Annotated in this window: 23 protein-coding genes and 1 tRNA gene; 4 read left to right on the top strand and 20 right to left on the bottom strand. The window is 58.0% G+C overall.

Going from position 1 to position 26,340, the window contains the following annotated elements; genetic code table 11:
- The gene (locus tag AC1AWD_RS01640) at window positions 1-768 is read left to right on the top strand and encodes an ATP-binding cassette domain-containing protein (protein ID WP_476563317.1); all 768 of its coding nucleotides are present in this window, start codon (window positions 1-3) and stop codon (window positions 766-768) included.
- Between the two features lie 267 nt (window positions 769-1,035).
- Here AC1AWD_RS01640 and map read toward each other — a convergent pair whose 3' ends face one another.
- The gene (gene map / locus AC1AWD_RS01635) at window positions 1,036-1,812 is read right to left on the bottom strand and encodes a type I methionyl aminopeptidase (protein WP_476563316.1); all 777 of its coding nucleotides are present in this window, start codon (window positions 1,810-1,812) and stop codon (window positions 1,036-1,038) included.
- Between the two features lie 74 nt (window positions 1,813-1,886).
- On the bottom strand, window positions 1,887-2,555 hold the full coding sequence (locus AC1AWD_RS01630; RefSeq protein ID WP_476563315.1) for an HdeD family acid-resistance protein: 669 nt from the start codon (window positions 2,553-2,555) through the stop codon (window positions 1,887-1,889).
- Window positions 2,556-2,763: 208 nt separating this feature from the next.
- Here AC1AWD_RS01630 and AC1AWD_RS01625 point away from each other — a divergent pair, with 208 nt between their 5' ends.
- Complete coding sequence (locus tag AC1AWD_RS01625; protein ID WP_476563314.1) at window positions 2,764-4,845, top strand: M13 family metallopeptidase; 2,082 nt, start codon at window positions 2,764-2,766, stop codon at window positions 4,843-4,845.
- A gap of 97 nt (window positions 4,846-4,942) precedes the next feature.
- Here AC1AWD_RS01625 and AC1AWD_RS01620 read toward each other — a convergent pair whose 3' ends face one another.
- The 10 genes from AC1AWD_RS01620 to AC1AWD_RS01575 form a co-directional block, all read right to left on the bottom strand.
- A complete protein-coding gene (locus AC1AWD_RS01620; protein ID WP_476563313.1) occupies window positions 4,943-5,344 on the bottom strand; it encodes an arsenate reductase ArsC in 402 nt (133 codons plus the stop codon).
- A 114-nt stretch (window positions 5,345-5,458) separates the two neighbouring features.
- Entirely contained in the window at window positions 5,459-6,172 is a 714-nt protein-coding gene (locus AC1AWD_RS01615) for a single-stranded DNA-binding protein (protein WP_476563312.1), read from the bottom strand.
- A gap of 364 nt (window positions 6,173-6,536) precedes the next feature.
- Window positions 6,537-8,333 carry a proline--tRNA ligase gene (locus tag AC1AWD_RS01610; RefSeq protein WP_476564521.1) on the bottom strand — a complete coding sequence of 599 codons (1,797 nt, stop codon included), beginning with the start codon at window positions 8,331-8,333 and terminating at the stop codon, window positions 6,537-6,539.
- 46 nt (window positions 8,334-8,379) lie between these two features.
- Window positions 8,380-8,817: a permease gene (locus AC1AWD_RS01605; protein WP_476563311.1), complete on the bottom strand. Its 438-nt coding sequence runs from the start codon at window positions 8,815-8,817 to the stop codon at window positions 8,380-8,382.
- Between the two features lie 538 nt (window positions 8,818-9,355).
- A complete protein-coding gene (locus AC1AWD_RS01600; protein ID WP_476563310.1) occupies window positions 9,356-10,792 on the bottom strand; it encodes a PIF1 family DEAD/DEAH box helicase in 1,437 nt (478 codons plus the stop codon).
- Between the two features lies 1 nt (window position 10,793).
- Entirely contained in the window at window positions 10,794-11,648 is an 855-nt protein-coding gene (locus tag AC1AWD_RS01595; protein ID WP_476563309.1) for a Cof-type HAD-IIB family hydrolase, read from the bottom strand.
- Window positions 11,649-11,865: 217 nt separating this feature from the next.
- A complete protein-coding gene (orn, locus tag AC1AWD_RS01590) occupies window positions 11,866-12,513 on the bottom strand; it encodes an oligoribonuclease (RefSeq protein ID WP_476563308.1) in 648 nt (215 codons plus the stop codon).
- A 431-nt stretch (window positions 12,514-12,944) separates the two neighbouring features.
- A complete protein-coding gene (gene guaB, locus AC1AWD_RS01585) occupies window positions 12,945-14,486 on the bottom strand; it encodes an IMP dehydrogenase (RefSeq protein WP_476563307.1) in 1,542 nt (513 codons plus the stop codon).
- A 120-nt stretch (window positions 14,487-14,606) separates the two neighbouring features.
- Entirely contained in the window at window positions 14,607-15,767 is a 1,161-nt protein-coding gene (locus tag AC1AWD_RS01580; protein ID WP_476563306.1) for an MraY family glycosyltransferase, read from the bottom strand.
- Entirely contained in the window at window positions 15,764-16,426 is a 663-nt protein-coding gene (locus AC1AWD_RS01575) for an L-threonylcarbamoyladenylate synthase (RefSeq protein WP_476563305.1), read from the bottom strand. Before AC1AWD_RS01575 ends, AC1AWD_RS01580 begins: the two co-directional genes overlap by 4 nt.
- A gap of 184 nt (window positions 16,427-16,610) precedes the next feature.
- On the opposite strand from AC1AWD_RS01575, the gene AC1AWD_RS01570 reads away from it, so the two are divergent.
- Window positions 16,611-17,267, top strand: coding sequence for a sugar O-acetyltransferase (locus AC1AWD_RS01570; protein WP_476563304.1), 657 nt, complete (start codon window positions 16,611-16,613; stop codon window positions 17,265-17,267).
- A 99-nt stretch (window positions 17,268-17,366) separates the two neighbouring features.
- On the opposite strand, the gene prmC is transcribed toward AC1AWD_RS01570, so the two are convergent.
- The 6 genes from prmC to AC1AWD_RS01540 form a co-directional block, all read right to left on the bottom strand.
- Entirely contained in the window at window positions 17,367-18,407 is a 1,041-nt protein-coding gene (gene prmC / locus AC1AWD_RS01565) for a peptide chain release factor N(5)-glutamine methyltransferase (protein WP_476563303.1), read from the bottom strand.
- A gap of 25 nt (window positions 18,408-18,432) precedes the next feature.
- A complete protein-coding gene (gene prfA / locus AC1AWD_RS01560) occupies window positions 18,433-19,521 on the bottom strand; it encodes a peptide chain release factor 1 (RefSeq protein WP_476563302.1) in 1,089 nt (362 codons plus the stop codon).
- A 138-nt stretch (window positions 19,522-19,659) separates the two neighbouring features.
- On the bottom strand, window positions 19,660-19,872 hold the full coding sequence (gene rpmE, locus AC1AWD_RS01555; RefSeq protein WP_476563301.1) for a 50S ribosomal protein L31: 213 nt from the start codon (window positions 19,870-19,872) through the stop codon (window positions 19,660-19,662).
- A gap of 255 nt (window positions 19,873-20,127) precedes the next feature.
- A tRNA-Ile gene (locus tag AC1AWD_RS01550) sits at window positions 20,128-20,201 on the bottom strand.
- A gap of 155 nt (window positions 20,202-20,356) precedes the next feature.
- Complete coding sequence (locus tag AC1AWD_RS01545) at window positions 20,357-21,034, bottom strand: ECF transporter S component (RefSeq protein ID WP_476563300.1); 678 nt, start codon at window positions 21,032-21,034, stop codon at window positions 20,357-20,359.
- Between the two features lie 169 nt (window positions 21,035-21,203).
- Window positions 21,204-22,430, bottom strand: coding sequence for an ROK family protein (locus tag AC1AWD_RS01540; protein ID WP_476564519.1), 1,227 nt, complete (start codon window positions 22,428-22,430; stop codon window positions 21,204-21,206).
- 169 nt (window positions 22,431-22,599) lie between these two features.
- On the opposite strand from AC1AWD_RS01540, the gene AC1AWD_RS01535 reads away from it, so the two are divergent.
- Window positions 22,600-24,087, top strand: coding sequence for a xylulokinase (locus AC1AWD_RS01535; RefSeq protein WP_476563299.1), 1,488 nt, complete (start codon window positions 22,600-22,602; stop codon window positions 24,085-24,087).
- Window positions 24,088-24,244: 157 nt separating this feature from the next.
- On the opposite strand, the gene guaD is transcribed toward AC1AWD_RS01535, so the two are convergent.
- Both guaD and AC1AWD_RS01525 read right to left on the bottom strand, forming a co-directional pair.
- Window positions 24,245-25,627, bottom strand: coding sequence for a guanine deaminase (guaD, locus tag AC1AWD_RS01530; protein WP_476563298.1), 1,383 nt, complete (start codon window positions 25,625-25,627; stop codon window positions 24,245-24,247).
- Between the two features lie 19 nt (window positions 25,628-25,646).
- A complete protein-coding gene (locus AC1AWD_RS01525; protein ID WP_476563297.1) occupies window positions 25,647-26,270 on the bottom strand; it encodes a sugar O-acetyltransferase in 624 nt (207 codons plus the stop codon).
- Window positions 26,271-26,340 lie beyond the last annotated feature (70 nt).

The following is a 26,340-nucleotide window of genomic DNA, read 5'->3' as shown; positions in this document are numbered from 1 at the left end:
ATGTCGGAAACGCATGTTCCAAGGAGATACGTAAATCTGCATCAGACATCGACGATACTGTCGATAGACAGGGCGTCGCGTTCGTTCGGCCGCGGGGAACGGAGACGAACCGTGGTGAACGGGCTCTCGCTACGGGTCCGCGAAGGGAAGATCGTATGCCTGCTGGGACCGAACGGCGCGGGGAAGACCGCCACGGTCAAGATGGCATCCACGCGAAGACAGGACGGTCATGGTATGCGGCGTCGACGCGGTCGCCCGGCCCGCGCGGGCCAGACGCCACCTCTCGCTGGTGCTCGGCGGAGAACGGGGTCCTGCCTGCGGGCAAGCGCAATCGACAACATGCGCTTCTTCGTGCAGATCGCCGCGGTCCCGCACTGCGAGCAGGAACGCCGGATCGCCGACACCCTGGAACAGGTCTCGCTGATGGACCGGCGCGACGACGACCGGGTGCGGTGTCCCGGATGCGTCCGCAGCGTCGAACTGGGTGCGCACAACGGGGTCCGTATGATCGACGTCGCATGGTGCGGCGGGGGACGTGCTGTTCCTGGTGAACCTGTACAGGTTCGCAATCCCCTGCCGTGTGGCCTGGTCGCGCCGATGTCGGTGCTGCCGGCCCCGCTGCGATGGCTCGCCTACACCCTGCCACGTCATGGATGGCCGACGCGGCTCGCGCGTACACGACCGGCGACGCGGAACCAGCATGACGTCGTCTGTCCGTCGGAGTCGTGGTCGGCATGGCATGACTACTCGTCGCGATGCTGGTATTGAAGGCCGTTGCCGTCCTAGCCCGGAGGGACGGCACGTTCGACGCCGCCGCAATGTGAACACCGACTGGACACGCCCCGTCTCCGGGCCTTTCCCAAAAGATGCAACACGACTCTGAATCAGACTGTTCGCTGGAATCCGGTCAGGTCATTCCAACGAACCGTTTCCCGGACGAAACCAAAAATCCGCGCATAACAAAAAGACGGAATCGCAACCCCGCCGAAAGCGAGGAGACGATTCCGCCAGAATCGACGCAGACGCCGCACGCAACTAGCCACGGACGGTCAGAATGACCGGACCGTTTTCGGTGATGGCGATGGTGTGTTCGCTGTGGGCCCCTCGGGAGCCGTCCTGCGAGCGCAACGTCCAGCCATCCTTCGGATCCTGGTAGATTTCGTCGGTGGTCTTGAGGAACCATGGTTCGATGGCGATGACCAGGCCCGGGCGCAGACGATATCCGTGATGAGCTGTGCCATCGTTGGGAACATGCGGATCGCCGTGCATGATATGGCCGACGCCGTGGCCGCCGAATTCCAGATTGACCGGGTAGCCGTAGGAGCGGGCCACGTCGCCGATGGCGCAGGAGATGTCACCAAGACGATTGCCCGGCTGGGCCATTTCGATGGCTGCCGCCAGCGCTTCTTCAGTGCTCTTAATCAGTCTCAGGTCTTCCGGGTCCTGCTTATCGCCGACGATGAAGCTGATGGCGGAGTCCGCAACCCAGCCGTCCACCTTGATGGCGAGGTCAAGGCTGAGCAGGTCGCCGTCTTTGAGGTTGTAGTCATACGGCACGCCGTGCAGCACCGCATCGTTGACGGAAGTGCAGATGTAGTGGGCGAACGGACCGGTGCCGAAGTCCGGGGCATAATCCACGTAGCAGGATTCAGCGCCTTTGCGGTCGATGATGCGCTTATGGACGAATTCGTCGATCTCGAGCAGGTTGGTGCCGACTTTGGTGAATTCCTTGAGATCCCTGAGGATGCCGCCGACGAAACGTCCGGCTGGCTTCATCGCTTCAATTTCCTTTGGTGTTTTCAATTCGATCATGTCTCCACCCTACTTCGTGAGCTCTACTTCGCCCGCACCGGCATACCCCACTTGTGATGCGCGGGCATGCACCATCATCGGGTGTTCCTGCCGAAAGTGAAGGCACGAATGAGGGCGAACACTCCCAACACCAGCAATGCGATGCCTCCGAACACCACCATCCATATCGTCGAACTGATGGGCGAGCATAGCACGACCAGACCTGCGACGATGGAGATGACCGCATACACAATCGCCCATCCCGCTCCGGATGTGCGCCACGATTCGACCAGTGCCATGACTCCTTCGGACAGCCATCCGATGCCCACGACGACGGCGATCAGCAACGCCATGGCCTGCCCGGAGAACACGGCGTTTCTTACGACGACCACGCCGCCTGCAACGAACAGGACTCCGACGAGTATGTTAAGAACACGCCAACCATTAGGCAGACCGAGGCCGACAATCGACGTGACGACGCGGACGACACCGGAAATCGTGAAATACACGCCGAGCGCCGCGGCAGCGAACGACAAGGTGGATCCCGGCCACAGCAACAGCGCGGCACCGACTAGGATCGCCACCACGCCTACGACGCCGTAGACCGTGCGTATGGCGTTTTTCGCCTGGCGGGGCAGCATCCCCTCCATCAAGGCAAACGGGTCATTCATTGAGACATAGCCGTATCCATTGCCGTCCATTCCCGGCCTCGGATTCCACCGCGGGTCGTCGCTGCCGTTCCCATTGATATTCGAATATGTCATATTAGCTCCTTGACGGATTTCCCGATGCGCATGCATTCACCGTTTTGTCTTCAAAACAGCCATCGCATCATCTTGTTTCATTGTATGCGCGCGCATTTTTCTTTTCCGTAGGCTCAATCGTGGGCAAAGAACATGTCTTGTCTACATGTGTGGTATGGGATTGTTTCCCTTCCCGGATTTTGTCATCGAACGCGGATAGTGTGAAGCCATGAACACATCTTTGACTTCGGGAATTGATCCGGCATCGTTCTCCGCCGTGGTCTCCCCCTCCAACGACCTGTTCCGCTACGTCAACGGCCCTTGGATTGACATGTATCGCCTTCCCGACGACCGTTCCCGTTACGGTTCCTTCGACAAATTGGCCGAAGACGCCGAGAATCAGATTCGCGACATCCTTGAGGAGGACGACTGCCCGGCCGAAAAGTCGCAGGCGCTGTATCGCAGCTTCCTTGACACCGACGCAATCGAAGCGGCCGGTCTCGATCCCATCGCCGACGCGTTGAAAGCCATTGACGAAGCCGACAGCAAGGCTGCGCTGACTCGCGTGCTGGGCGCGCTCAATCCTGCGGGCGGCCCGGATTTGCTGGACATTTCGATTTACGGCGATCCGGGCGATCCGAATAACAATATCGCGCATATCGAACAGGCTGGCTTGGGCCTTCCCGACGAAGCCTATTACCGTGAAGATCATTACGCGCCGATTCGTGAAGCCTATGTCGGCATGATCGCCCGCCAGCTGAAGAACGCGCATTACGCGGATTCCGAAGAGGGAGCGGCAGAGGATGCGCGGCGTCTGCTGGAAGTGGAGACACGTATCGCCGCCACGCATTGGGATAACGTTGCCACTCGCGATTCGCAGAAAACCTATAATCCAACTGCTTTCGACGAACTTGCCGACATGCTTGCCGATTTCGATATCGCCGCTTGGATCGACGCCTGGCAGGCCGCGTATGATGCGACCGAAGCCGCCGCCAGCCAGCCGGTTGATTTCAAGGCCGCCTTGTCGCACGTGATCGTACACGAGCCAAGCTTCCTGACCGGCATGAACGCTTTCTGGAAGCATGCCGATCTTGATGATTTGAAGCTGTGGGCTCGTGTTCACATGATTGTCGGCTCCACGCTGGTGTTGCCGCATGAATTCGATGAAACGAATTTTGATTTCTACGGCAAGGTGCTGTCGGGACAGAAGAAGCAGCGCGATCGTTGGAAGCGCGCCGTTTCGCTGGTGAACGGCATTTGCGGCGAGGATGTCGGTCGTGAATACGTGAAACGTCATTTCCCGCAATCCTCGAAGCAGCGTATGGAAGAGCTTGTCGCGAACCTGATCGAGGCGTATCGTGTTTCGATTTCCAATTCCGACTGGCTTGGCGAAGACACCAAGGCGAAGGCATTGGAGAAGCTGTCGAAGTTTGTGCCGAAGATCGGCTATACGAATCATTGGCGTGACTACACTGCGTTGGACGTGCACGCGGGTGCCGGCCTGGCAGCGAATATGCGTGCCGCGAACCTGTATGAGACCGGATATCAGCTTTCGAAGGCCGGCAAGCCGGTTGATAAAGACGAGTGGCTGATGAATCCGCAGACCGTAAACGCCTATTATGAGCCGACCATGAACGTGATCGTGTTCCCGGCAGCCATTCTGCAACCGCCGTTCTTCAACCCGGATGCTGATGATGCCGCGAATTATGGCGGCATCGGCGCTGTAATCGGCCATGAGATCGGCCACGGTTTCGACGATCAGGGCGCGCAGTATGACGGCGACGGCAAACTCCATGATTGGTGGACCGAAGAGGATAAGAAGAATTTCGAAGCCCGCACGAAGGCGCTGATCGAGCAGTATAACGCGTTCGTACCGACACAGTTGGCAGAGAAGTATGCTGATAGCCCGTCCAAGGCGCCACACGTGAACGGCGCGCTGACGATTGGCGAGAACATCGGTGATTTGGGCGGCGTGAATATCGCATTGAAAGCGTATGCTTTTGCGCTTGATAAGGCCGCTGGACGCGATATCGACGGTTCCAATGAGGCGATTGAGGCTTCACTTGATGCTGCGCCCGAAATGGAGGGTTTCACCGGTCTGCAGCGTTTCTTCCTGAACTATGCGTCCATTTGGCGTACGAAGAACCGTGATGAGCTGGCCGAACAGTATCTGCAGATCGACCCGCATTCTCCTGCCGAATGCCGCACCAATGGCATCGCCCGCAACGTGGACCTGTTCTACAAGGCCTTCAACGTACAGCCCGGCGACGGCATGTGGCTGGATTCCGACCAGCGTGTGCGCATCTGGTAATTCAGCCCTCCAATACGCGTAACGTATAAAATACATACAGCGCATATCGTGCTTGTGTTGAACCACCGCCCTGCGGCGTAGCACAAGCACGATTTTTTTAATCGCCGAAAAACTGATCTTTCAATCGCATGATATTGCTTTCTATCCGCGCAATCACCTCTTTGAAATCCTCATCCGACTTTCCTGTTGGGTCTTCTAATCCCCAATCTTCCCTGTATTTACAGTCAAGCATCGGGCATTGCACATTGCAACCCATCGTAATGACCACATCTGCCGGCGGAATATCCACCAGCAACTTGCTGTGCTGGCTTTGCTCCATGTCAATGCCATACAGCTGCTTCATCAATCGCACGGCATCCTGATTGATCTGCGGCTTCGTTTCCGTGCCGGCTGAGTAGCTTTCGAACACGTCCGAGGCCAAACGCTTGCCCAGTGCCTCCGCAATCTGGCTGCGGCACGAATTATGCACGCAAATAAACGCAACCTTAGGCTTCCGCATCATCTTCCTTTATAAGTCGATTCATTCATCTACTTCTTTAAGTAAATCAAACGTTCTTGCCATACCGATTCATGGCTATCACGTATGCATTGCGTTCGTAAGGAGCACGCCGACTCAGAATTCGGGGCCTTCATCGCGGGTGTATTCATCGGGAGGATTCATGACAGCGTTGACTTGGTTGACGGCGGCGGCATGATCCGTCACCGCTTCGTTTGAGGACGCATCATTACCGACAACACCGGTATCGCTGCCGACGCCGGTATCGCAGACACCAGCATCGCCATCATCACCATCGACCGGAACAGGCTCCTCCTCCGCAATGTCGATTTCCACAGGCACCGCATTCACGTTCGGGACGGGCCCGTTCGTGAAATTCGTCGACGCATTCGCCACGTTGATGGCATCAGGCTCAACCGGCTGATCCTGCTGGCTTTGATTCTGAGCGTTCTTCCGCTGCTTCTCCGACCATCTGCGCAAATATGTTGTTCCATAATTCAAATCATGGCCGACGCTGTTGGCCTCCAATACTGTTCTCGAGCGCATTTCACCATGCTCATTCGCCCAGACTTCGGTGCTGAGCACGCCTGCAACAATCGCCGCATCGCCTTTATTCAACGATTGGCATACGTTTTCAGACAGATTCCGGTAGCATTTCACCGTTATCCACGTGGTCGGCAAATCCTTCCACGTCTGCGTACGCTGGTCAAGATAGCTTCTTGTACTGGCCAAACGGAACCTGCTCGCATGCGGCATGCCGTTTTTGTTGTATTGTTCCGGTTTGTTGCCCACAAAACCCGTTATGGTCACTATCGCCTGTTGCTGGGCCATGATGACCGCCTTTCATCACTTCATTGTCATCCGATTGTTGGCCCGCGGAAGCGCGAAAACGAAAGACGTCACATCATCGGTGTGAGGGGTCGACTGCTCGATGTTCAAATCTTCCATTCCGACTTCCGCGATATCACTACTATCAATGCAACGTTTTCCCCGCACAAGGCCAAACGGGTCTTGTGGACGAAGAGACGATTGCGCCGGCGCGTCGTGGATAGCGTGTGAACAATTTTCACTTATTCACAATTTCGAAAGGACAAACAAAGTGAATAAGCAAAAGGCGATTTCGCCTTCGTAGAAGCGGAATCGCCTTCAACTGCATCCTTCATCACCACACACAAGCGGTGATGTCAGCGATATTTCATCCCAACAGCACCGATAGACGGCCTGCAATCACCTTCGCGGCTTCGGCAGCCGGCACCGCCTCGGAATTCTCACCATTGCGGTCACGCACTTCGATGGTGCCATTGTTCACGGTATCGCGGCCTGCGACAGCGATCAGCGGCACACCGATCAGCTCGGCATCCTTGAACTTAACGCCCGGAGAAACCTTCTTGCGGTCGTCGTAAATAACCTCGACGCCGTTTTCTTCGAGTTCGGCAACCAGCTTTTCAGCGGCTTCGAAAGCGGCCTCATCCTTGCCGGTGGCCACAACATGCACTTGCGCCGGAGCGACGACGGCCGGCCAGGCAAGGCCCTTTTCGTCATGGTGCACTTCAGCCAGGCAGGCGAGCACACGGCTGACGCCGATGCCATAGCAGCCCATCCACACCGGAACGGTCTTGCCGTTCTGATCGAGCACCTTCAGGTCCAAAGCCTTGGAATACTTCAAGCCAAGCTGGAAAACCTGGCCGATTTCCACGCCACGCTCGAAGCTCAGCGGACCGGAGCCATCCGGGCTCATATCGCCGTGACGCACTTCCACGGCCTCCACTGTGCCATCGGCTTCGAAGTCACGGCCATACACTGCATGGAAGCGATGCTTGCCAGCTTCGTCGCCGCCGATAATCCATTCGGAACCGCGGGCGACATGGGCGTCAATGAAGAAGCGGACCGGCTCGGCCACGCCAGCAGCCTCACCCTGCTTACCGAACACCATCGGCCCCATGTAGCCGGCGACCATCTCCGGATGCTGCTTCAGGTCCTCTTCAGTGGCTTCTTCCAGTTCGGACGGGGCGAACTGCGCTTCCAGACGCTTCATGTCGACCTGTCGGTCGCCCGGAATGGCGACGGCGATGACTTCACGCCACGGCTTGTCATGATCTTCGTCTTCGGCGTGCAGCACGGTGACGGCGACGGTCTTCAACGTGTCTGCAGCGGTCCATTCGCGGCCGTCCTCACGTGGGTACAGGCGGTTCGCGGTGCCCACCAGATCGTCGATGGTCTTGGATTCCGGGGTGTCCAACGACTCCATGGCCGCGGTCGCGCTGCAATCGACTTGAGGCACTTCCGGAGTGGTCAGGGCTTCCACATTCCATGCCTTACCGGACGGCGCCAGTGCGAACGTATCTTCACCGATTGCCATCGGGGCAAGGAATTCCTCGGAAGCCGAACCGCCCATCGGGCCGGACATGGCGAACACAGGCACGTAGTCCAGGTGCAGACGCTGGAAGATGCGTTCGTATGCGCCGCGCTCATCCATATAGCACCGCTTCATGCCTTCTTCGTCCAGCGTGAACGAATAGGCGTCCTTCATCACGAATTCGCGTCCGCGCACAAGACCGGCGCGAGGACGGAATTCGTCACGGTACTTAGTCTGGATCTGGTACAGGGTAACCGGCAGATCCTTGTAGGAGGAATACATGTCCTTGACCAGCAGGGTGAACATTTCCTCATGGGTCGGCGCCAACAGATAGTCGGCGTCGTGACGGTCCTTCAGACGGAACAGGTTCTCGCCGTATTCCTCCCAACGGTGGGTCGTCTCATACGGCTCACGCGGCAGCAGTGCCGGGAAATGCACTTCCTGAGCGCCGATGCCATTCATCTCCTCACGGATGATGGCTTCGATCTTATTGAGAACGTTCAAACCGAGCGGCAGCCAGGTCCAGATGCCGGGAGCGGTTTTACGGATATAACCGGCGCGCTGCAGCAGCTTGGCGGAGTCGACGTCGGCGTCAGCGGGATCCTCGCGCAATGTGCGTAGGAACATGGTGGACATACGAAGTGCTTTAGTCATATGCCCAAAATATTAGCGTTATGGGACATTACCGCCCTAATGCCGTATCCTGCTCGACTTCGTCCTCCACCACTTCTTCCAACACTTCATGCTCAATGTCGAACGGCGGGTACGCGTAGATAATCAGCATCAGCAGGCATCCGATCAGATACAGCACATCCGCGAGCGGAACAATCGAAAGCAGCATCACGCTGTTGGGAATGAAAATGCCGACACATACCAGCACAATGCCGACGACCGGAAGGTAATACCACACCCAACGATGCCGCGCATTGGCCGCTTCTTTGCGTTTGATGGAATCGATATACATCGGCAATACGAACAGCAAGCCGCCGACGATGGTGAGAATATCAGTCAGTTTCACCGTCCCCCAGGCCGGCAGCGACGGCATGCCGAACATCAGGAACACCGCAAACAGAACAAGCAGACCGACTGCGGAGATCGCATACGACTTTACATGCTTCATGTGCTTCATCATGCACCTCCAAATCCGCGGAGTGGGCCTCCCCCGCCTCGCAACTCACCATTGAGTACATCCAATAATAGTGCCATCTCAATCGCTTTCCCCGCAGCAAAGCACCCTATAAGCCTGCAAAACCGCAAAAATCCTAGGGAAATTACGGAACTGCCCCGCACAGACATCCCCAAACCGGCAGAGCCACATGGTTTTAACGCAATGCGAAGCGGCAGAACAGCGTGGCGGCGCGGCGATTCACTACGACACTGCCATAACGGTTGAGACTCCGACAGCAAACAGACTTTCATATTGCAGCATCAAAAATACGCAAAAAATGGCTCGGCTCGTTGAAGACAATCTCTAAATGTTGCCGTTTCGAGGCTATCTTACGATTGTGTGTACCTGAGCCCAGTAGACCGAGTTCTCAGTTGTTGAAATTTCAACGAAAAGCCATTCCAATAACAGACTTATACGGCAGAGGGGTACACACAATCGTCAAATGCGCTTCAGAACATGCGGAAAAATCATACGAGGCAGCCGTTTTGCATCAAAACAGCGCGGCTTGGGCGAATTCGTCGAATTCTCCGTCCCCGACTGCACCGACCCCGTCTGCGAATAGTTCGGACTGCGGCTTGAATGAGGCTGCGCCTTGTTCGGCAAGCTGCGAACTAGCGGCTGCGGAATCAGCACGCAGCCGCCCGTCAAGCATCACCGCTTCCGGCGAAACCAAGAACATACGCTCATTGACGCCGCCCAAATACAAGCCGTCCAATCGTTCGACGCGCGACAATGCCACATATCCCATACCGGGCGCGAAAGTGCGCCGTAAATCCATAACGGCACGGTCAAGGGTCATGCCCTGTGATTTGTGGATGGTAATAGCCCACGCGCAGCGCAAAGGCACCTGGTTGACGGAGGCAAGCACGGTTTCGCCGTCCATCATTTCCCAACAGTTTTGCTTCATGGTGACGATGTTGCCGTTTTCGAATTCGACGATCGGCCATCCGCCTTTGTTTTCCGGCGCGAAGCCGCGCACGGTTCCCAGTGAACCGTTGACAAACTGATGGTCGGGATCATTGCGCACGGCCATCACGGCCGCTCCGGTTTTAAGCACGAGCTTGTCCGGCGCAAGCATATTCTTTTTCAAGCGTTCCACCAGATTCGCCGGACCTGCGGTTTCGGCATAGAATTCGTGTGCTTCACTGCGAATTTCGAACAGTCGCATGTCATTAAGCGTGTCGGCCTGCTTGTTTACGGGGAACAGATTCACAGCCTGCTGACCGGGCTGAGGCATAACGCCCAGTCGGGTGAGCAGTAGATTGCGGTCATCGTCATCCACAGCGCCTTCACGAATATCGGTGAGTACGCCGAGCAACTGCCCGTCGTCCTGTCGATGCTGTTCGGTCAGATAACACACGACCGGCGAAAGCGCATCCCAAACCAGCGATTCGGTGATGAATCCTTCCGGATTGCGCGCGGCTTTCGCATAGCGTTCACGACTGGCAATGAATTCCGGTGAGGGCGCGATCAGATCATGATTACGTCCCGAAACGCTGACAGGCGGCAGCTGAAAGAAATCACCTGATAATACGACTTGCAGTCCGCCGAAAGGCCGCTCATCATGACGGACACGCCGGCAGACTTCGTCGACCATGTCGAACAGCCACGCATGCATCATCGACACTTCGTCAATGACGAGAATGTCGGCGGCCTGCAATTTGCGTTTGCGCCGTGTGCGAATGGTTTTCAGCAGATTGTCGGTCAACGCGGTCGCCAATCCGACGCCACTCCACGAATGAATGGTCTGGCCGTTGATATGAGTTGCCGCGATGCCGGTCGACGCGGTAACCGACACCGATGCGCCTTCACGCCGCGCGCCGGCGATGAATTCGTTCAGCACATACGTTTTGCCAGCACCGGGGGCACCGGTGAGAAATACGTTTGCTCCTGAGTTGAGAATCGCCAACGCTTCGGATTGCCTCATATCAGCCGACCAGCCTGTTCACGACCTGCAGTACGCCGTGTTCCACATTCGTCGGCGCGATGTAATGTGCGGATTCCTTAAGACGCGGATGCGCATTGCCCATGGCGAAGGACCATTCGCCGGCTTCAAGCAGTTCCAAATCATTCAGATAATCGCCGAAAACCGCGGTTTGAGCCGGAGTCACATCAAGGTGACGCTGCAATGACAACGCACCCTGCTTTTTATCGACATTTTTATCCATAATATCAACCCAATGTGCGCCGGATACGACGGCCTGATAATCATTCATCAACGGCAGAAACAATTCGTTCGCCATCGATTCCACGTCGCCAAAATCGAAAATCGCAAGTTTCAAAATTTCGTCTTGTTCCGGAATGTCAGCCAGCACATCATGCAAATCCGGAACAATCTTCAACGCAGCATAATATTTGCTGCATTCCGTGACGAATGCGTCATCATCGCGCTGTATATACGCTGTTTTCAGGCCGCAGATCACCATGCCGATATCATGGCGACCTTGCTGCACAGCGTCATCGACCAAATCGATAACGCGTCGCGTGACGTCGACGTCAACGCCATACGTTTCGACAACGACGCCGTCGATGGCCACGACATTGCCGTTTTCCGCAATATATGACAGGTCGTCCGCTTTTTCGGCGAACATATTGCGCAACGTCGCATATTGACGCCCCGACGCAGGCACGAAGGTGACGCCGGCAGCGCGCAGTTTCGCCATCATGTCCCAAAAGCCTTCAGGAATGCGGCTTTGGCCGTCCAACAGCGTACCGTCCATGTCGGCGATCACAAGACGAATGTCCTGCGGGCCTTCAATGTTGGTCCAATCAAGTGCTGTCATTGCCGTCCTTTCACGATGCGAGCGGCCACGATTATTGCGATTCCGCGATTATTGTGATTGATACGCGGCAATCATTGATGTTGTCGCAATGATTGCCGCAGAATTTTGTATGTGCAACAATCATCGCAATTGATTACTGCGATTCAGCAGCGCGATTGCCTGCCGATGATTACAGCAATTGAATGCAGCATATATGCATATATGCTGCATTCAATGATTACTGCGCAATGCTGGTTGCGACGATGTCGTCGGCGATTGCCTTCGCTTCGGCGGCATCGGGGCCGGGGGCGGCCGCCATGAAGGCCTTGCGATAATAGCGAAGTTCATCCAAAGATTCAATGATGTCGGCCAGCGCGCGGTGACCGCCGTTCTTCGGCGGACGGTTTTCGTAGACGGCCGGATACCAGCGGCGTGCCAATTCCTTAAGTGTGCTCACGTCAACGACGCGATAATGCAGGTGGCTCATCAGGCCCGGCATGTAGTGGTCGAGGAATTTCTTGTCGGATCCGATGGAATTGCCAGCCAGCAGCGGGCGCACGCCTTGCGGGGTAAAGCGGGCCACGTATTCGGTGACCTTCGCTTCGGCATCTTCCAGGCTCAGACCGTTTTCCCATTCGTTGATCAATCCGGAACGGGTGTGCATGTCGCGCACGAAATCGTTCATGTGGGCCACGGCCTTGTCGGAAGGCTTGATCACATAATCGATGCCTTCGTCGAGCACGTTCAGGTCGAAATCGGTAGGCACAACGGAAATCTCGACCAGTTCGTCGCCGCCGAAAATATCCAAGCCCGTCATCTCGCAATCGATCCAGATCAGGCGGGAATCCTTCGCCGTGTACGTTTCACCATCATGTGCGTCAACCATGCTGATCACCTTTCCTCGATAGTCGCTAAACATTGAAGGATACCTTCTGGAAGGTACACGCCGTCTTCCGAATCACAGCAAGCCGGATCCCCCACCACGCCTCAAATCGTAAAACCCTAAAGAAATTACGAAACAGATGCCAGTCCGATCAGCAAATCCTCATGCCAGTACGGATATGACGAAAAATGCGCCCGCAGGTTACCCATAACGTCACAACCACGTGGATTTAACGAAAAACGAACCCGCAGATCACCCCAAAACGTCACAACCACGTGGATTTGACGAAATGGGAATCCGACGAGCCTACAAACCGTCATACCAGTACGGATATGACGGTTTGAATGCGTGAAAACAGAATACCTCCCGTTTCTTGGGAAAGAAATGGGAGGCATTCAGAGTTATGTCGCGCCGTTATTCACGCGTGCGTGAGACTAGTTACGGCCCGTGTAGTTCGGAGCTTCGGCGGTCATCACGATGTCGTGCGGATGGGATTCACGCAGGCCGGCGTCCGTGATGCGGATGAAACGGCCCTTTTCCGGCATTTCGGCGATGTTGTGGGCGCCGATGTAGAACATCGACTGGTGCAGGCCGCCGATCATCTGGTACAGCACAGCGTTCAGGGAGCCGCGGTACGGAACTTCGCCTTCGACGCCTTCCGGAATGACCTTGTCGTTGGAAGTGACGTCAGCCTGGAAGTAACGGTCCTTGGAGTAGCTCTTCTTGCCGCGCGGAGCCATGGCGCCCAAAGAGCCCATGCCACGGTACAGCTTGTACTGCTTGCCGTGCAGCAGGACCTTCTCGCCCGGAGCCTCCTCACAGCCGGCCAAGGTGCCGCCGAGCATGACGGAGCTTGCACCGGCCACCAGGGCCTTGGCGATGTCGCCAGAGTAGTGGATGCCACCGTCGGCGATGCACGGCACGCCGGCGGCACGGCAGGCCTGAGCGGCCTCGTACACGGCGGTCAGCTGCGGGACGCCGACGCCGGCGACCACGCGGGTGGTGCAGATGGAGCCCGGGCCGACACCGACCTTGACGGCGTCGACGCCTGCGTCGATCATGGCCTGGGCGCCCTGACGGGTTGCTACGTTACCACCGATGATGTCCACGCCCTTGAAGGCCGAATCGGACTTGATGCGGCGAATCATGTCAAGGGCCAGTTTGGCTTCGCCGTTGGCGGTGTCGACAACGAGTACGTCGACACCGGCTTCCATCAGAGCAGAAGCACGCTGCCAGGCATCACCAAGGAAGCCGATGCCGGCGGCGACGCGCAGACGGCCCTGTTCATCCTTGGTGGCGTCCGGGTACTGTTCGGTCTTGACGAAGTCCTTCACGGTGATCAGGCCGGTCAGGTGACCTTCAGCGTCGACCAGCGGCAGCTTTTCAACCTTGTTCTTGGCCAGCAGATCGTGGGCGTCTTCCTTGGAAATGCTGGACGGGCCGGTAATCAGGTTTTCCTTGGTCATCACGTCGCGCACCTTGAGGTGGTCGTAGTCCTCGGAGGCGATGAAACGCATGTCGCGGTTGGTGATGATGCCGACGAGCTTGTTGTCCTTGTCGACAACCGGCAGACCGGAGATATGGAAACGGCCGCACAGCTTGTCGAGATCAGCAAGCGTGACATCCGGGTTGACTGTCAACGGATCGGTAATCATACCGGATTCGCTACGCTTGACGATGTCGACCTGAGCGGCCTGATCATCGATGGAAAGGTTGCGGTGCAGCACGCCGATACCGCCGTTACGAGCCATGGCAATAGCCATTTCGGATTCGGTGACGGTATCCATGGCGGCGGAAATCGCCGGAACCTTCATCGTGATGTTGCGAGTCAGATGAGTGGTGGTATCCACTTCAGACGGGATGACGTCGGTTTCATTCGGCAGCAGCAGCACATCGTCATATGCGAGGCCCAACTGGGAGAAAATCGGCGGAAGAGGTTCGTATGGAGCTTGAGCATTCATATCGATTGTAGCCATAGGCTCACTATATGGGTGCGTGCTGACGAAACGACACGAAAGTGGTATAGCGGCATGCGCCATCATGTTCGATTCACATTAACCGAGCCACCATCTTCCCTTCATTTTCCGCTATTTCCGTCACTTCATGCTATCCTCAGCCGGCTTATTCGCATGCTTCGCCGCCTCCAATGCCGCATTCTCCTCGCGCATTTCAGGCAAACGGCACCGCAGATACGGATACATCGTAGCCCCCGTCAAAAGCGCCGCGGCAATCGCGAATCCAATCGCAACATATTGAATTTTAAAGAACAGCACCATCAACGATCCGAATGCGATCAGCGCCGCCCAACCCCATAGAATCAGCACGGCTCCGCGAACTGAATGTCCGATGCGAAGCATCCGGTGGTGCAAATGCATACGGTCCGGATGCATCGGCGACTGACCTTTGCGTACACGTCGCACAATCGCCATGCACATGTCCAACACCGGCAGGAACAACACCAGAACCGGCAGCAAAATCGGCATGAACACCGGCAAATAAATGCTCGCGTGGATTGAAGCCGGATCCAACCGTCCCGTCATCACAATCGACGCACATGTAATCAGATAGCCCAGCAGCATCGATCCGGAATCACCCATGAACAGCTTCGCAGGATTCCAATTATGCAGAATGAATCCGACGCACATGCCCACCATGGCAATGTCGATCAGTGTCGCCATCGACGCGTATGACGGCGAATTGCGGGCGATGATATACGAATAAATCGCAAAGGCGATGCCGCCGATTGCGACAATGCCCGATGCAAGGCCGTCAAGGCCATCCACGAAATTCACCGCATTAATCGACGCGACGATCAAAAACGCCGTAATCGTGATGGAAATACTCGGGGAGGCCGCGACGAGGGATCCCAACGGCAATGAAATGATCTGCAGTCCTCCCCAGGCGACGAATACCGCAATCAGCAGCTGTCCCGCCATTTTCAGCATCCAATCAAGATCCCACAAATCGTCGGCCATGCCCAGCAAACAGATCATGATGGCGCCCGCCAAAATCACCCACGCCTGTTGCGTATCCGTAAACAAACCTTCAATAAAAGGGATGCGGCTTGCGACCAGCATGGCGACGGTGAAGCCAATCAGCATGCCGAGGCCGCCCATACGCGGCGTCGGAATCGTATGCACGTCGCGAGCGCGCACTTCGCCGACCGCGCCGATGCCGATAGCCAGATGGCGAATCAGTGGTGTGATCAAGTATGTGGCGCCGCCTGCAATGGCCGCGATGAACAGGTAGACTCTCATGCGCCCAATGCACCGCCGTTCATGGTCAGGGCTTTGCGGATTACGGATTCGCGAATCAGTCCTTCGCGTAGGATTTCGATGCCGTCGCGTTCAAGAGGATTCGCCGCGACGACGGTGCTGGCGATATGACCTTGTGTCGGGCCGCCATCCAGATATAAATCGATGGCGTCGCCGAAGGCAGTCACCGCTTCTTCAATGGTTTGCGCGCTTTCGCCGCCAGACAGATTCGCGCTGGATGCAGCAAGCGGGCCGGTTGCGCGCAGAATACGCAAACAGGCTGTGGAATTCGGAATGCGGATGCCTTGTGTGGCGGGCCCGCCGTTGGGATCATGGTGCAGCGTTGCCAGCAAACAGTTTTCATGTGCGACGGCAATCGGCGAGAATGCGCCGGGAAGGAATTGCGCGGCAAGACGATTCAGCGGAACAGGCAGGTCGAGGCGCAGCGCGTCCAAATCGTCAGTGGAGGCGAGCAGAACCTGCAGAGACTTGTATTTCGGTCGCTGCTTCGCTTTGTATACACGCTGTATCGCTTCGATATTGCGCGGATCACAACAAATGCCGTACACCGTATCGGTTGGGATGACGATAAGGCCGCCGTCCCGGATAATTGCCTTGGCTTGGGCGAGGGAATCGTCGTCAATGGCTCGTACCTGACTCATGCTTCCTCCTTTATGCACACAACCTACTATTGCATCATTGTGCCGAGACTCATAGGTAATACGCACCCGGCTCGTACACAATATGAGTGCATGAACATGCCACGAATCACGACATTCCCGACGCCTTGCGAACGGCTATCATTGGAAGCGTCGTCAGAGATGAACCGTTAGAAAGGAATCGTTTATGGCACCGACGCCACCGGTCGAGCTACGACGTCCCCGTCGCAGCGAGCGTGAGGAAATGCTGGACGGGAAACTGTATAATCCCGCCGATCCGGAACTGACCGCGCTCCGCGAAAAGGCCGGCGACCTGTGCACGAAGTTCAATGCGCTTCCCCGCGGCGCTCATGAAGGTCGCGCAGCCGTTCTTGACGAGCTGTTGCCGGAGCATGGCGAGAACTTGGACGTGATGGGACCGATTTTCTTTGACTATGGCTGCCACACGTCGTTCGGCGACCGTGTGTTCATGAATTTCAATTTCACCTGTCTTGACTGTGCTCCGGTGACTATCGGTAATGATGTGCTGTTCGGGCCGAATGTGTCAATCCTGCCACCGATGCATCCGATTCGTTGGCAAGATCGCAATGTGCGCAAAGCCGCCGATGGTTCGTTTTATGACTACGAATACGGCTTACCAATCACTATTGGTTCGAATTGCTGGTTTGGTGGCGGCGCAACGGTATTGGGCGGCGTCACGATTGGTGATGGCTGCGTGATTGGCGCGGGCGCTGTGGTGACGAAGGACATTCCTGCGAACAGCGTCGCCGTGGGCAATCCCGCTCGCGTGATTCGTACGATTACAGATGCCGACGCTTCCGCGTACCAGGAGTATGCGGCGTAGCGTTGCGCGGCTTGAGCGCGATTGATTGGCATTGCAATTGACTGATGTATGCGGCCGTGCGGCGATGTTGCGTCGCACGGCCGCACATTTGACGGCCTTCTATTCTGCTGATTTGATGGCGAACAGATAGCGCGGGCGACCTGTCCAATCATTGCCGGTATAGGCGTTGGCGAAACCATGTCGTTGCGCGTATTCCACAAGGCTTGCACCCTGGGTGATGTCATGTTCCATGACGATGGCGCCGCCTGCGCGCAGCAGAGTGTACGTACGGTCAATGATGCGTTCGGGAATGAGCGTGCCATCCGGAGAACCGCCATATAGAGCGAGTTCAGGATCATGATTGCGCACTTCGGGTTGTTCGGGGATTTCGCTCAGCGGCACGTATGGAGGATTGGTAATGACCAGATCTATGGTGCCGTCCAATTCGTGCAACGTTTCCGGCGCGGTGGCGTCGCCGATGATGAGATGATAGCGGGATCGATCGCTGCCGGTCCGCAGCGTCGCGTTGCGGTTGCGCTGCGTCCATTGTGCAGTTCGTTCCGACAATTCGACGGCCCATACTTCGCTATCGCGCAGTTCGGTGGCGACGGACAGTCCGATGGCACCGCTGCCTGCGCACAGGTCGGCAACGCGCGGGGCACCGTGACTGTCGCCACTCTGCATACCATCGTCGTATCGCGACGCCAGCCAATCCAATCCAGCCTGCACGACGGTTTCCGTTTCCGGCCGTGGAATGAACACGCCCGGCCCCACGGCCAAATCCAGCCAGCGAAATGGTGCATGACCTGTAATATGCTGCAGCGGTTCGCGTGCTGCGCGACGAGCGATCATATCATCGAAACGGCGCAGGCTGCTGGCGATATCGCCGGCTGTTCCAGCAGCGGAATCGCCAGCGTCGGCGATCGCGCCGCCGACTATATCGCCTTCATCCTCAGCCTCATGTGCGGTCCAATGCACGACCTCAGCCAATGCCGAGACGTCATCTCGCATCAGCATCGCCTTATCAACATCACGCAATTCGCAGCCGAACGCCGCCGCAAGCAACAATTTGGCATCATGCTGCGGCATATCAACACCAGACTCCTGCAATATTGCTGCGGAGTGGCGTATCAGTTCGGCTACGGTTGCGGCGGCATTCATGGCACGGTCGACGATTCTTCAGCGATTACTTCTGGTTGGCGAGGCGTTCCGCTTCGTCGGCCTGAATATCGGAATCGATGACGGCCTGCAGATCGCCGTCAAGCACGGCGTCCAAATTGTAAGCCTTGTAATTAGTGCGATGGTCAACGATGCGGTTTTCCGGGAAATTGTAGGTGCGGATACGCTCGGAACGGTCCAGTGAACGCACCTGCGAATGACGCATGTCAGCGGCCTCGGCGGCCTCCTGCTCATGCTTCATGGCGAGCAGGCGGGACTTCAATACGCGCAATGCGGCGGCACGGTTCTGAATCTGCGACTTCTCATCCTGCATGCTTACGACGATGCCGGTCGGAATATGCGTCATACGCACTGCGGAATATGTGGTGTTCACGGACTGACCGCCCGGGCCGGAACTCATGAAGATATCGATTTTCAGATCCTTTGGATCGATTTCGATTTCATCATCGTCTTCATCGGCCTCCGGGAACACGATGACGCCGGCCGCGGAAGTCTGGATACGACCCTGCGATTCGGTAACGGGGATGCGCTGCACGCGGTGCACGCCGCCCTCATACTTCAAGGACGCCCACACGCCGTCTTCCGGCGCGGGCGTGCCCTTGGCACGGATGGCAAGCTGCACATCCTTGACGCCACCCAGTTCCGTGGTGTTTTCGTTCTGGATGACAGTGGTCCAACCGCGCTTTTCCGCATAACGCATATACATGCGCAGCAGGTCGCCGGCGAACAACGCCGCTTCCTCACCGCCGGTACCGGCCTTGATTTCCATAATGGTGTCGCGCGCATCGTCGGGATCGCGTGGAATCAGTGCGGTACGCAGCTTTTCGGTGACCTCCGGCAGCTGGGCTTCGAGACGCTTCGCCTCTTCGGCGAAGTCGGGATCTTCGGAGGCCATTTCCTTGGCCGCCTCCAAATCGTTCTTCACCTGCAGGTAGGCATTGTACGCGGAGACGATGGAACCGAGTTCGGCGTGACGGCGTCCAAGCTTGCGCATCGTATCGGGGTTGGACGCGACATCCGGCTCTGCCATCTGCTGCTCGATATTGCGGTATTCCTCCAATGCCGTCGCGGCTGCGGGGAATTGTTCGTCTGCCATGATGATGTTCCTTTCCGCTGGCGCGGCATTGTCGGTAAAAGCATGAAATGTATCGGAATATACAAAAACGCCAGTCCTTGCAAGACAACCAGGTCGCCAAAGCGACGCCGATCATGCATTGGACTGGCGCTGGGAAAGCTACTGAGCCTTCTTGCCGTAGCGCTTCTCGAAGCGAGCCACACGACCACCGGTGTCGAGGATCTTCTGCTTGCCGGTGTAGAACGGGTGGCACTGGGAGCACACGTCGGCCGTCATGGCTTCACCCTTGTAGGTGGAGCGGGTGACGAAGGTGTTGCCGCAGGAGCAGGTCACTCGCACGGCATGATAATCAGGATGGATACCCTGCTGCATAATTTTGTCTCCTAAAGATTCAGGTGACCCGGGTCGCCATACCCCTATGGCAGGCGTGAACCGGAACTTTCGAGATTATACTCCCCCGCCCGGATTTCAAGACACGCCGAATGGCTGCGAGAAGGAACCGGAGCGATTCCGGACCGTCACGGAAACACAAGGCCCGGGCCCGGCGTTCCGTGGCTTTCGGCGGCGGGAAATCCATACGAAAGGGCGGTCATGCGAACCTGCTCGCATGACCGCCCTTGACATGGGTAGGGGCGCACAGGCTTGAACTGTGGACCGACGGATTATGAGTCCGCTGCTCTAACCGACTGAGCTACACCCCCAACCGTCGATATGGAAACCGACGGTCATAGATAATAGCAGATATTCTGACCAGTCGAGACGCCACGCCGGATTCATGCCCCGCCATTCGCCGCGGAGCGACGCGGCACAGGCATTCGCATGACGACCGTGTTCACAATCCGGTTATGCAAGTCAGTCATTTGCGGACCGCCCTTCCCGAGGCCAACCGATCCAGAGCGCCGGTTCGGGCGATCGCCATGTAAAGATACCAGCTCATCACGCCGGCGATGGCAACGCCGCCGATGATTTCGCACGACATGTGGATGATGCCGCGCGGACTGAGCAAGGATACCCCCTGGTAACGCAACAGCAACAAATAGAAGCCGTATTCCAGCGCGGTCAGGGTGCCCGACATGATTGACATCGGCAGGCTGAATCTGCGGTAACGGGTCAGGGCGAACGGAATTTCCGAGAACAGGCCCTGCAGCATGGCCGAGATGAACACAAAACCGATGGAGAACTGGTTGCCCATCAACATTTCCGCGGCACCGCCGACCAGATTGACGAAAATCGCCGCGCCCGGCTTTCGAATGACCAGTACCGCCAACGTGCCGGAAAAATACCAGACGGCGTGCAGCAGGCTGGCCAATCCGGGAAGTACGGCGCCGAAAAGCGGAGACAATGAGGAATACGCGAAGTTGAAGCCCCAGAACACCACGCCGCATGCCACACCCAGCGCCGCGCCGACAGCGATGTCGGCGGGACGCCAACGCAAATGCGCGCAGGTGTCGGAGGTTACGTTCGCCACGTCGTTTTGATGGAAATCATTGCGTTGTGGTTGGGATGATGACGGTTTTTGGGCGCGTTCGGCCATAGGATGCTCCTATCCCCAATGACTGCGCACGGCAGGTATGCACACGAAGACACGCGGCCTGCGTCCTCCGCGGGCGCTCCTTGACCTGCGCAGTCCGGGCGGGAACGCCGTCGGCAACTATATCAGGCGCCTCGTAAGAGCGCCGTCGTCGACGACACGGCAACGCCGGTCAATCCTGTTTCATGAATCGCAGCGGATTGTCCACGAAGCGGCGCAGTCCGACCTGCGCCGTGCCAAGCAATGCCGGACGGTCGTTGACGTCGGAAATCAGCACACGCGCATGGGTACGCGATCCGCCAAGCACCTGCGGGCGGATCATGCGTTCCATGCGAGACGCCAGACCGTTTTCGAAATGGGCCCACAGACCGCCCAGAATAACCGTGTCGATATCACACATATTGATCGCGGACACAATCACTGATGTCATGGCCTCAATGGCGCAATCCACCACGGCGACGACGTTGGCGTCCCCCTGACGCCAACGTTCGGTCAATTCATCCAGGCACTCCCTGCTGGCCGCAGCGCCGCCGCTGGCGATTCCCGCGGCTTCAACCATGGCACGGCGTCCGGCATAGACCTCCAGGCATCCCCGCCTGCCGCAGCGGCACACCGGACCCCGCAGCTCAACCGACATATGGCCAAGTTCGCCGCCGAAACCATGGTCACCTACAATGACCTGGCCGTCACGCACGATCGCGCCGCCGATGCCGATATCCGTCGACAGATAGATGAACGAATCGGAGGGGCCGACCAACCCCTCGCCTCGACGCTGTGACGCATATCCCGGAATCTGCGCCAAAGCGGCCATATTCGCCTCATTGGCGACCTGAACGTCCATTCGGCGTACTATATCGAATGAGGTCAGATCCAACTGTTCCCATCCAAGATTGCGCGCCACCATCAGCTGCATGTCATCAGTGACCAATCCGGGCAGCGCCAACGCCGAACCGGTAATCGTATAGCCTTTCGCACCGAGGCGCTCCTCCAGCTCCAGCGCCATGCGGTCCAAAGACGAGAAAGCCTCCTCCGCGTCGGCGTTCGACATGTCTGCGTCAGCCCATTCGCTTCCCGCAATGGAACCGTCCAGGTCCAAGGCCACGACGCCGTAGCCGTCGGTGTTGATCTGCAACCCGAGCCCGCAGAAACGGCCTCCGCGTATGCACAGCGGCGTGCTGGGACGCCCGTACGCCGATTGCGCCACGGGCTCGCCTTCGCACAGTATGCCGTCATCCATCAGCAGCGACACCAGCAGAGACATCGTCGCCTTGGTCAGGCCCGTCTGCTTGGCCAGTTCGGCGCGGCTGGGCCTGTCCGTGGTACGCAGCAACGTGTCGAGCACCACGGAAAGGTTATGGTTGCGTAAATCATCCTGATTTATCCTGCGCAGTGAAGCCATGTCGCCCATCTCCCGTTCGCATCGATGCATCGTTGCATTGCCGCATCATTCCGCATTTTTCAAAACTCAAGAACAATGCTACACTGAACATCATAGTTCATTCATCTAACTATTTGTCGCGCGCCACACCGTTGTGCGCACGGCGAACCGTCGCATACAAGGAGGCACAATGACGAGAACACTGGTGGCCGGCATCGACACTTCCACCCAATCCTGCAAGGTGCGCGTCACCGACGCCGAAACCGGTGAAATGGTGCGCTTCGGACAGGCCAAGCACCCGGACGGCACGTCCATCAATCCGGACTACTGGTGGACCGCGTTCCAGGAGGCCGCACAGCAGGCCGGAGGCTTGGACGACGTGACCGCAATCGCGGTCGGTGGCCAACAGCACGGCATGGTCATCCTCGATAGGCAGGGCCGCGTGATCCGTGACGCCATGCTGTGGAACGACACCAGCTCCGCACCGCAGGCCGCCGCCCTGATCGAGGAGCTCGGCGCGGCGCCGGCCGAAGAAGGCGAGCCGGAGGACATCATCGCCCGCGGCAAGCAGCGCTGGGTCAAGGCCGTCGGCTCCTCGCCGGTCGCCTCCTACACGCTGACCAAGCTCAAGTGGGTCGCCGACAACGAGCCGGAAAACGCGGCCAGGATCGCGGCCGTCTGCCTGCCGCATGACTGGCTGAGCTGGCGCATCGCCGGCTTCGGACCGGTCGAAGAAGGCGAAGACGCCCATCTGGACGCCCTGTTCACCGACCGTTCCGACGCATCCGGCACCATCTACTTCGACGCTGCCTCCAACGAATACCGTTACGACCTGATCGACATGGCACTGGGCCGTCATGACGTGATCCTGCCGACCGTGCTCGGCCCGCACGATGCAGCCGCCGTCAAGGCCTCCCCCGCCATTGCGGGCAAGAATATCGAAGGCGGCTGCATCATCGCCCCGGGCGGCGGAGACAACGCAATGGCCTCCCTCGGACTGGGTATGGGCATCGGCGACGTGTCCGTGTCGCTGGGCACCTCCGGCGTTGCGGCGGCCATTTCCGAAAACCCGACCTATGATCCGACCGGTGCCGTCTCCGGATTCGCCGACTGCACCGGCCATTACCTGCCGCTGGCCTGCACCATCAACGGATCGCGCATTCTCGACGCCGGCCGCTCAGCCCTCGGTGTCGACTATGACGAACTCGCGTCCCTGGCATTCGCTTCCGAGCCCGGTGCCGGCGGCATCACGCTGGTCCCGTATTTCGACGGCGAACGCACGCCGAACCGTCCGGACGCGACCGCGTCCCTGACCGGTCTGACCTTGAAGAACACGACCAAGGAGAACCTGGCCCGCGCATTCGTCGAAGGCCTGCTGTGCTCGCAGCGCGACTGCCTCGAACTGATCCGCTCGCTGGGAGCTTCGATCGACCGTATTCTGCTGATCGGCGGCGGTGCGAAATCCGAAGCCATCCGCACGCTGGCGCCGGGCATTTTCGGCATGGATGTGACCCGACCGGCCACCGACGAGTATGTGGCCATCGGCGCCGCCCGCCAGGCGGCCTGGGTGCTGTCCGGCGAGGCCGAGCCGCCGGCATGGAAGCTCACCATCGACGGCGTGGAGACCGGAGAGCCGGTGCCGGCCGTATATGCGGCCTATGCGAAGGCCCGCGGCTGAGGCCCGCCGGATTTCTGGACCCCAGCGGCCGGTCGGTGATTCGATACCCTCGACGCGTAGCGTCGGAAACATCGCAATACCATGAAAACAGGCGGTGGCGGCTCCCTGGCGCCGGGAGCCGCCACCGCCTTTGCGTATATCCGCAACCGATTCGTTGTTATGCGACGGAGCCGTGCACAAGCATGCCCTGCACCCACACAGCATGAATGTTGGCCGGAGTGGACAGGTTGATGATCTTCTGGAAAACGTCGCGGGGATCTTCGTCGGCATCGAAGACCGGAAGATCGTTGCCGGGGGCGTGTACATCAATCAGCTGGGCGTCCCACACTTCGCCCGGCCGCAGTGCGCCGGCGTTGACATGCAGCGCGCTCGCGCCGCCGACCGTGGCCAGCCAGAACGCCTGGTCAAGCGTTATCATGCTGCCCGGGACACCTCTGCTTGCGGCAGGCATTGCGGGGTTCACGCCGTGCATCAATGCGCGTGAGGAGATGGCGGCCATACGGATCATGGAATAGATGCTCGGATCGTATCCGCCGGAGATGTCGGTGCCGAGGCCGACGGTGACGCCTTGCGAACGATATCGGCGAATCGGGGCGACCGCATCGCCGAAGTAGGCGTTCGACAGCGGGCAGTGTGCGACGGCAGCGCCCCGACGTGCGAACAGGTCGGCATCGGATTCGGAAAGGAACACGCAGTGATGCATGACCGTGCGATCGGTGAGCAGACCGAACGTGTCCAAGGCTTCAGTATCGCTGCGTCCGTATCGACGCATCGCCTCGCCGTGTTCCCAATCGCTTTCCGAGCAATGCGACTGCACGTACGCATGGTATTTCGCGGCAATCTCGCCCAAGCCCTCCAAGGCACGATCGGTGCAGCTGGGCACGAAACGCGGCGTTACCACCGGATGCACGCCTTGAGCGCACCGCACGCCATCGACGTCGTTGATGAACGCTTCGGTGTCGGCAAGCGCTTCGTCGGTGGTTTCGCGATAATAGTCGGGGCTGGCTTGCGGATCGTCCATGACGACTTTGCCGACGAAGGCGCGCTGGCCTTTGTCGGCGCAGATTTTCGCCAGTCCGACCGCCGATTCGCGGTGGATGGTGTCGAAATACAGCACGCTTGTGGTGCCGCGGGCGAGCAGCGCATCGACGAGATGCGCGTGTGCCCTGTCAGCGAAGGACTTGTCCGCAAAACGCGATTCCGTCGGGAATGTGTATTTGCCCAGCCAGCGTTCCAACGGCTCGTCAAGAGCGGTGCCATCCTGCACCCATTGCGGGGCATGCACATGAAGATCGCTGAACCCCGGCAGCAGATACTGGCCTTCGGCCAGCGAGGTCAGGCGCCCCAGCCGCGCGGCTTCGCCGCGAAGCGCGAAATATCGCGAATCGTCCGGGGTGAGGATGTCGGCGATGATGCCGGAGTCGTCGATGATATACAGGGCCTGCGGTCGGAATTCCACGGTGTTTTCATCCGCGCTGGCGAAGGCCGGGCCCTCGACCGCATGGCTCATACGGGCGGAAATGTCAGTAATCGTGCTCATTCTTTCACTATGCCATATTTCAGGCTTCGACTTCAGCAAAGGCCGGGTCGCAATCCGGCAGTTCGCGAATCACCCGGCACGGGTTTCCGACCGCGATGGAATTGGCCGGGATGTCCTTGACCACTACGGAACCCGCACCGATGATCGAATTGTCTCCGACGGTAACGCCCGGGCAGATGGTGACGTTGGTGCCGAACCATACGTTATCGCCGATGACAACGGGAGCGGTGTGTTCCCAGCCGTCCAATCTCGTTGCGGCATCCAGGGCATGGTTGGGGGTTGCGATGGAGCAGCGCGGACCGATAAGACAGTTCTTGCCGATGATGACGCGACCGCCTCCGACGATCAGGAAATCCTTGTTGATGAAGGTGTGGTCGCCGATGGCGAGGCCGATGCCGTAGTCCAGATTGATCGGCGGACGGAATTCCACACCTTCTCCGGCTTCCGGAACAAGCTCATGGAACAGTCGCATGGCTTCTTCCTGATTTTCAAAGAAAATCTGATTGATTTTCGTACATGTGGACTGCGCTTCCCAAGTCAGCCCCGGCAAGGATTTCGACTTGCGGTATTGCATGGGTCGCCCTTCGAACAGACGACGGACGTCTTCGTCAGCGTCCAACAATTCCTGAAGATCTGCGGTCATGTTTTCACCTTTCCGATTATTTGAACATCACTTAGTTCACTGCTTAAACCATACCCGTCTCCGGCCATGT

This window comes from Bifidobacterium sp. LH_512, from assembly GCF_056356435.1.
Note: the sequence above shows the minus strand (reverse complement) of the source record. Positions and strands in the feature narration are given on the sequence as shown.

Bases quoted from the DNA above. Each gene is read 5' to 3' on its own strand.
- AC1AWD_RS01640 (WP_476563317.1), top strand. From the start codon at position 1: ATGTCGGAAACGCATGTTCCAAGGAGATACGTAAATCTGCATCAGACA.
- map (WP_476563316.1), bottom strand. From the start codon at position 1,812: ATGATCGAATTGAAAACACCAAAGGAAATTGAAGCGATGAAGCCAGCC.
- AC1AWD_RS01630 (WP_476563315.1), bottom strand. From the start codon at position 2,555: ATGACATATTCGAATATCAATGGGAACGGCAGCGACGACCCGCGGTGG.
- AC1AWD_RS01625 (WP_476563314.1), top strand. From the start codon at position 2,764: ATGAACACATCTTTGACTTCGGGAATTGATCCGGCATCGTTCTCCGCC.
- AC1AWD_RS01620 (WP_476563313.1), bottom strand. From the start codon at position 5,344: ATGCGGAAGCCTAAGGTTGCGTTTATTTGCGTGCATAATTCGTGCCGC.
- AC1AWD_RS01615 (WP_476563312.1), bottom strand. From the start codon at position 6,172: ATGGCCCAGCAACAGGCGATAGTGACCATAACGGGTTTTGTGGGCAAC.
- AC1AWD_RS01610 (WP_476564521.1), bottom strand. From the start codon at position 8,333: ATGTCCACCATGTTCCTACGCACATTGCGCGAGGATCCCGCTGACGCC.
- AC1AWD_RS01605 (WP_476563311.1), bottom strand. From the start codon at position 8,817: ATGAAGCATGTAAAGTCGTATGCGATCTCCGCAGTCGGTCTGCTTGTT.
- AC1AWD_RS01600 (WP_476563310.1), bottom strand. From the start codon at position 10,792: ATGAGGCAATCCGAAGCGTTGGCGATTCTCAACTCAGGAGCAAACGTA.
- AC1AWD_RS01595 (WP_476563309.1), bottom strand. From the start codon at position 11,648: ATGACAGCACTTGATTGGACCAACATTGAAGGCCCGCAGGACATTCGT.
- orn (WP_476563308.1), bottom strand. From the start codon at position 12,513: ATGGTTGACGCACATGATGGTGAAACGTACACGGCGAAGGATTCCCGC.
- guaB (WP_476563307.1), bottom strand. From the start codon at position 14,486: ATGGCTACAATCGATATGAATGCTCAAGCTCCATACGAACCTCTTCCG.
- AC1AWD_RS01580 (WP_476563306.1), bottom strand. From the start codon at position 15,767: ATGAGAGTCTACCTGTTCATCGCGGCCATTGCAGGCGGCGCCACATAC.
- AC1AWD_RS01575 (WP_476563305.1), bottom strand. From the start codon at position 16,426: ATGAGTCAGGTACGAGCCATTGACGACGATTCCCTCGCCCAAGCCAAG.
- AC1AWD_RS01570 (WP_476563304.1), top strand. From the start codon at position 16,611: ATGGCACCGACGCCACCGGTCGAGCTACGACGTCCCCGTCGCAGCGAG.
- prmC (WP_476563303.1), bottom strand. From the start codon at position 18,407: ATGAATGCCGCCGCAACCGTAGCCGAACTGATACGCCACTCCGCAGCA.
- prfA (WP_476563302.1), bottom strand. From the start codon at position 19,521: ATGGCAGACGAACAATTCCCCGCAGCCGCGACGGCATTGGAGGAATAC.
- rpmE (WP_476563301.1), bottom strand. From the start codon at position 19,872: ATGCAGCAGGGTATCCATCCTGATTATCATGCCGTGCGAGTGACCTGC.
- AC1AWD_RS01545 (WP_476563300.1), bottom strand. From the start codon at position 21,034: ATGGCCGAACGCGCCCAAAAACCGTCATCATCCCAACCACAACGCAAT.
- AC1AWD_RS01540 (WP_476564519.1), bottom strand. From the start codon at position 22,430: ATGGCTTCACTGCGCAGGATAAATCAGGATGATTTACGCAACCATAAC.
- AC1AWD_RS01535 (WP_476563299.1), top strand. From the start codon at position 22,600: ATGACGAGAACACTGGTGGCCGGCATCGACACTTCCACCCAATCCTGC.
- guaD (WP_476563298.1), bottom strand. From the start codon at position 25,627: ATGAGCACGATTACTGACATTTCCGCCCGTATGAGCCATGCGGTCGAG.
- AC1AWD_RS01525 (WP_476563297.1), bottom strand. From the start codon at position 26,270: ATGACCGCAGATCTTCAGGAATTGTTGGACGCTGACGAAGACGTCCGT.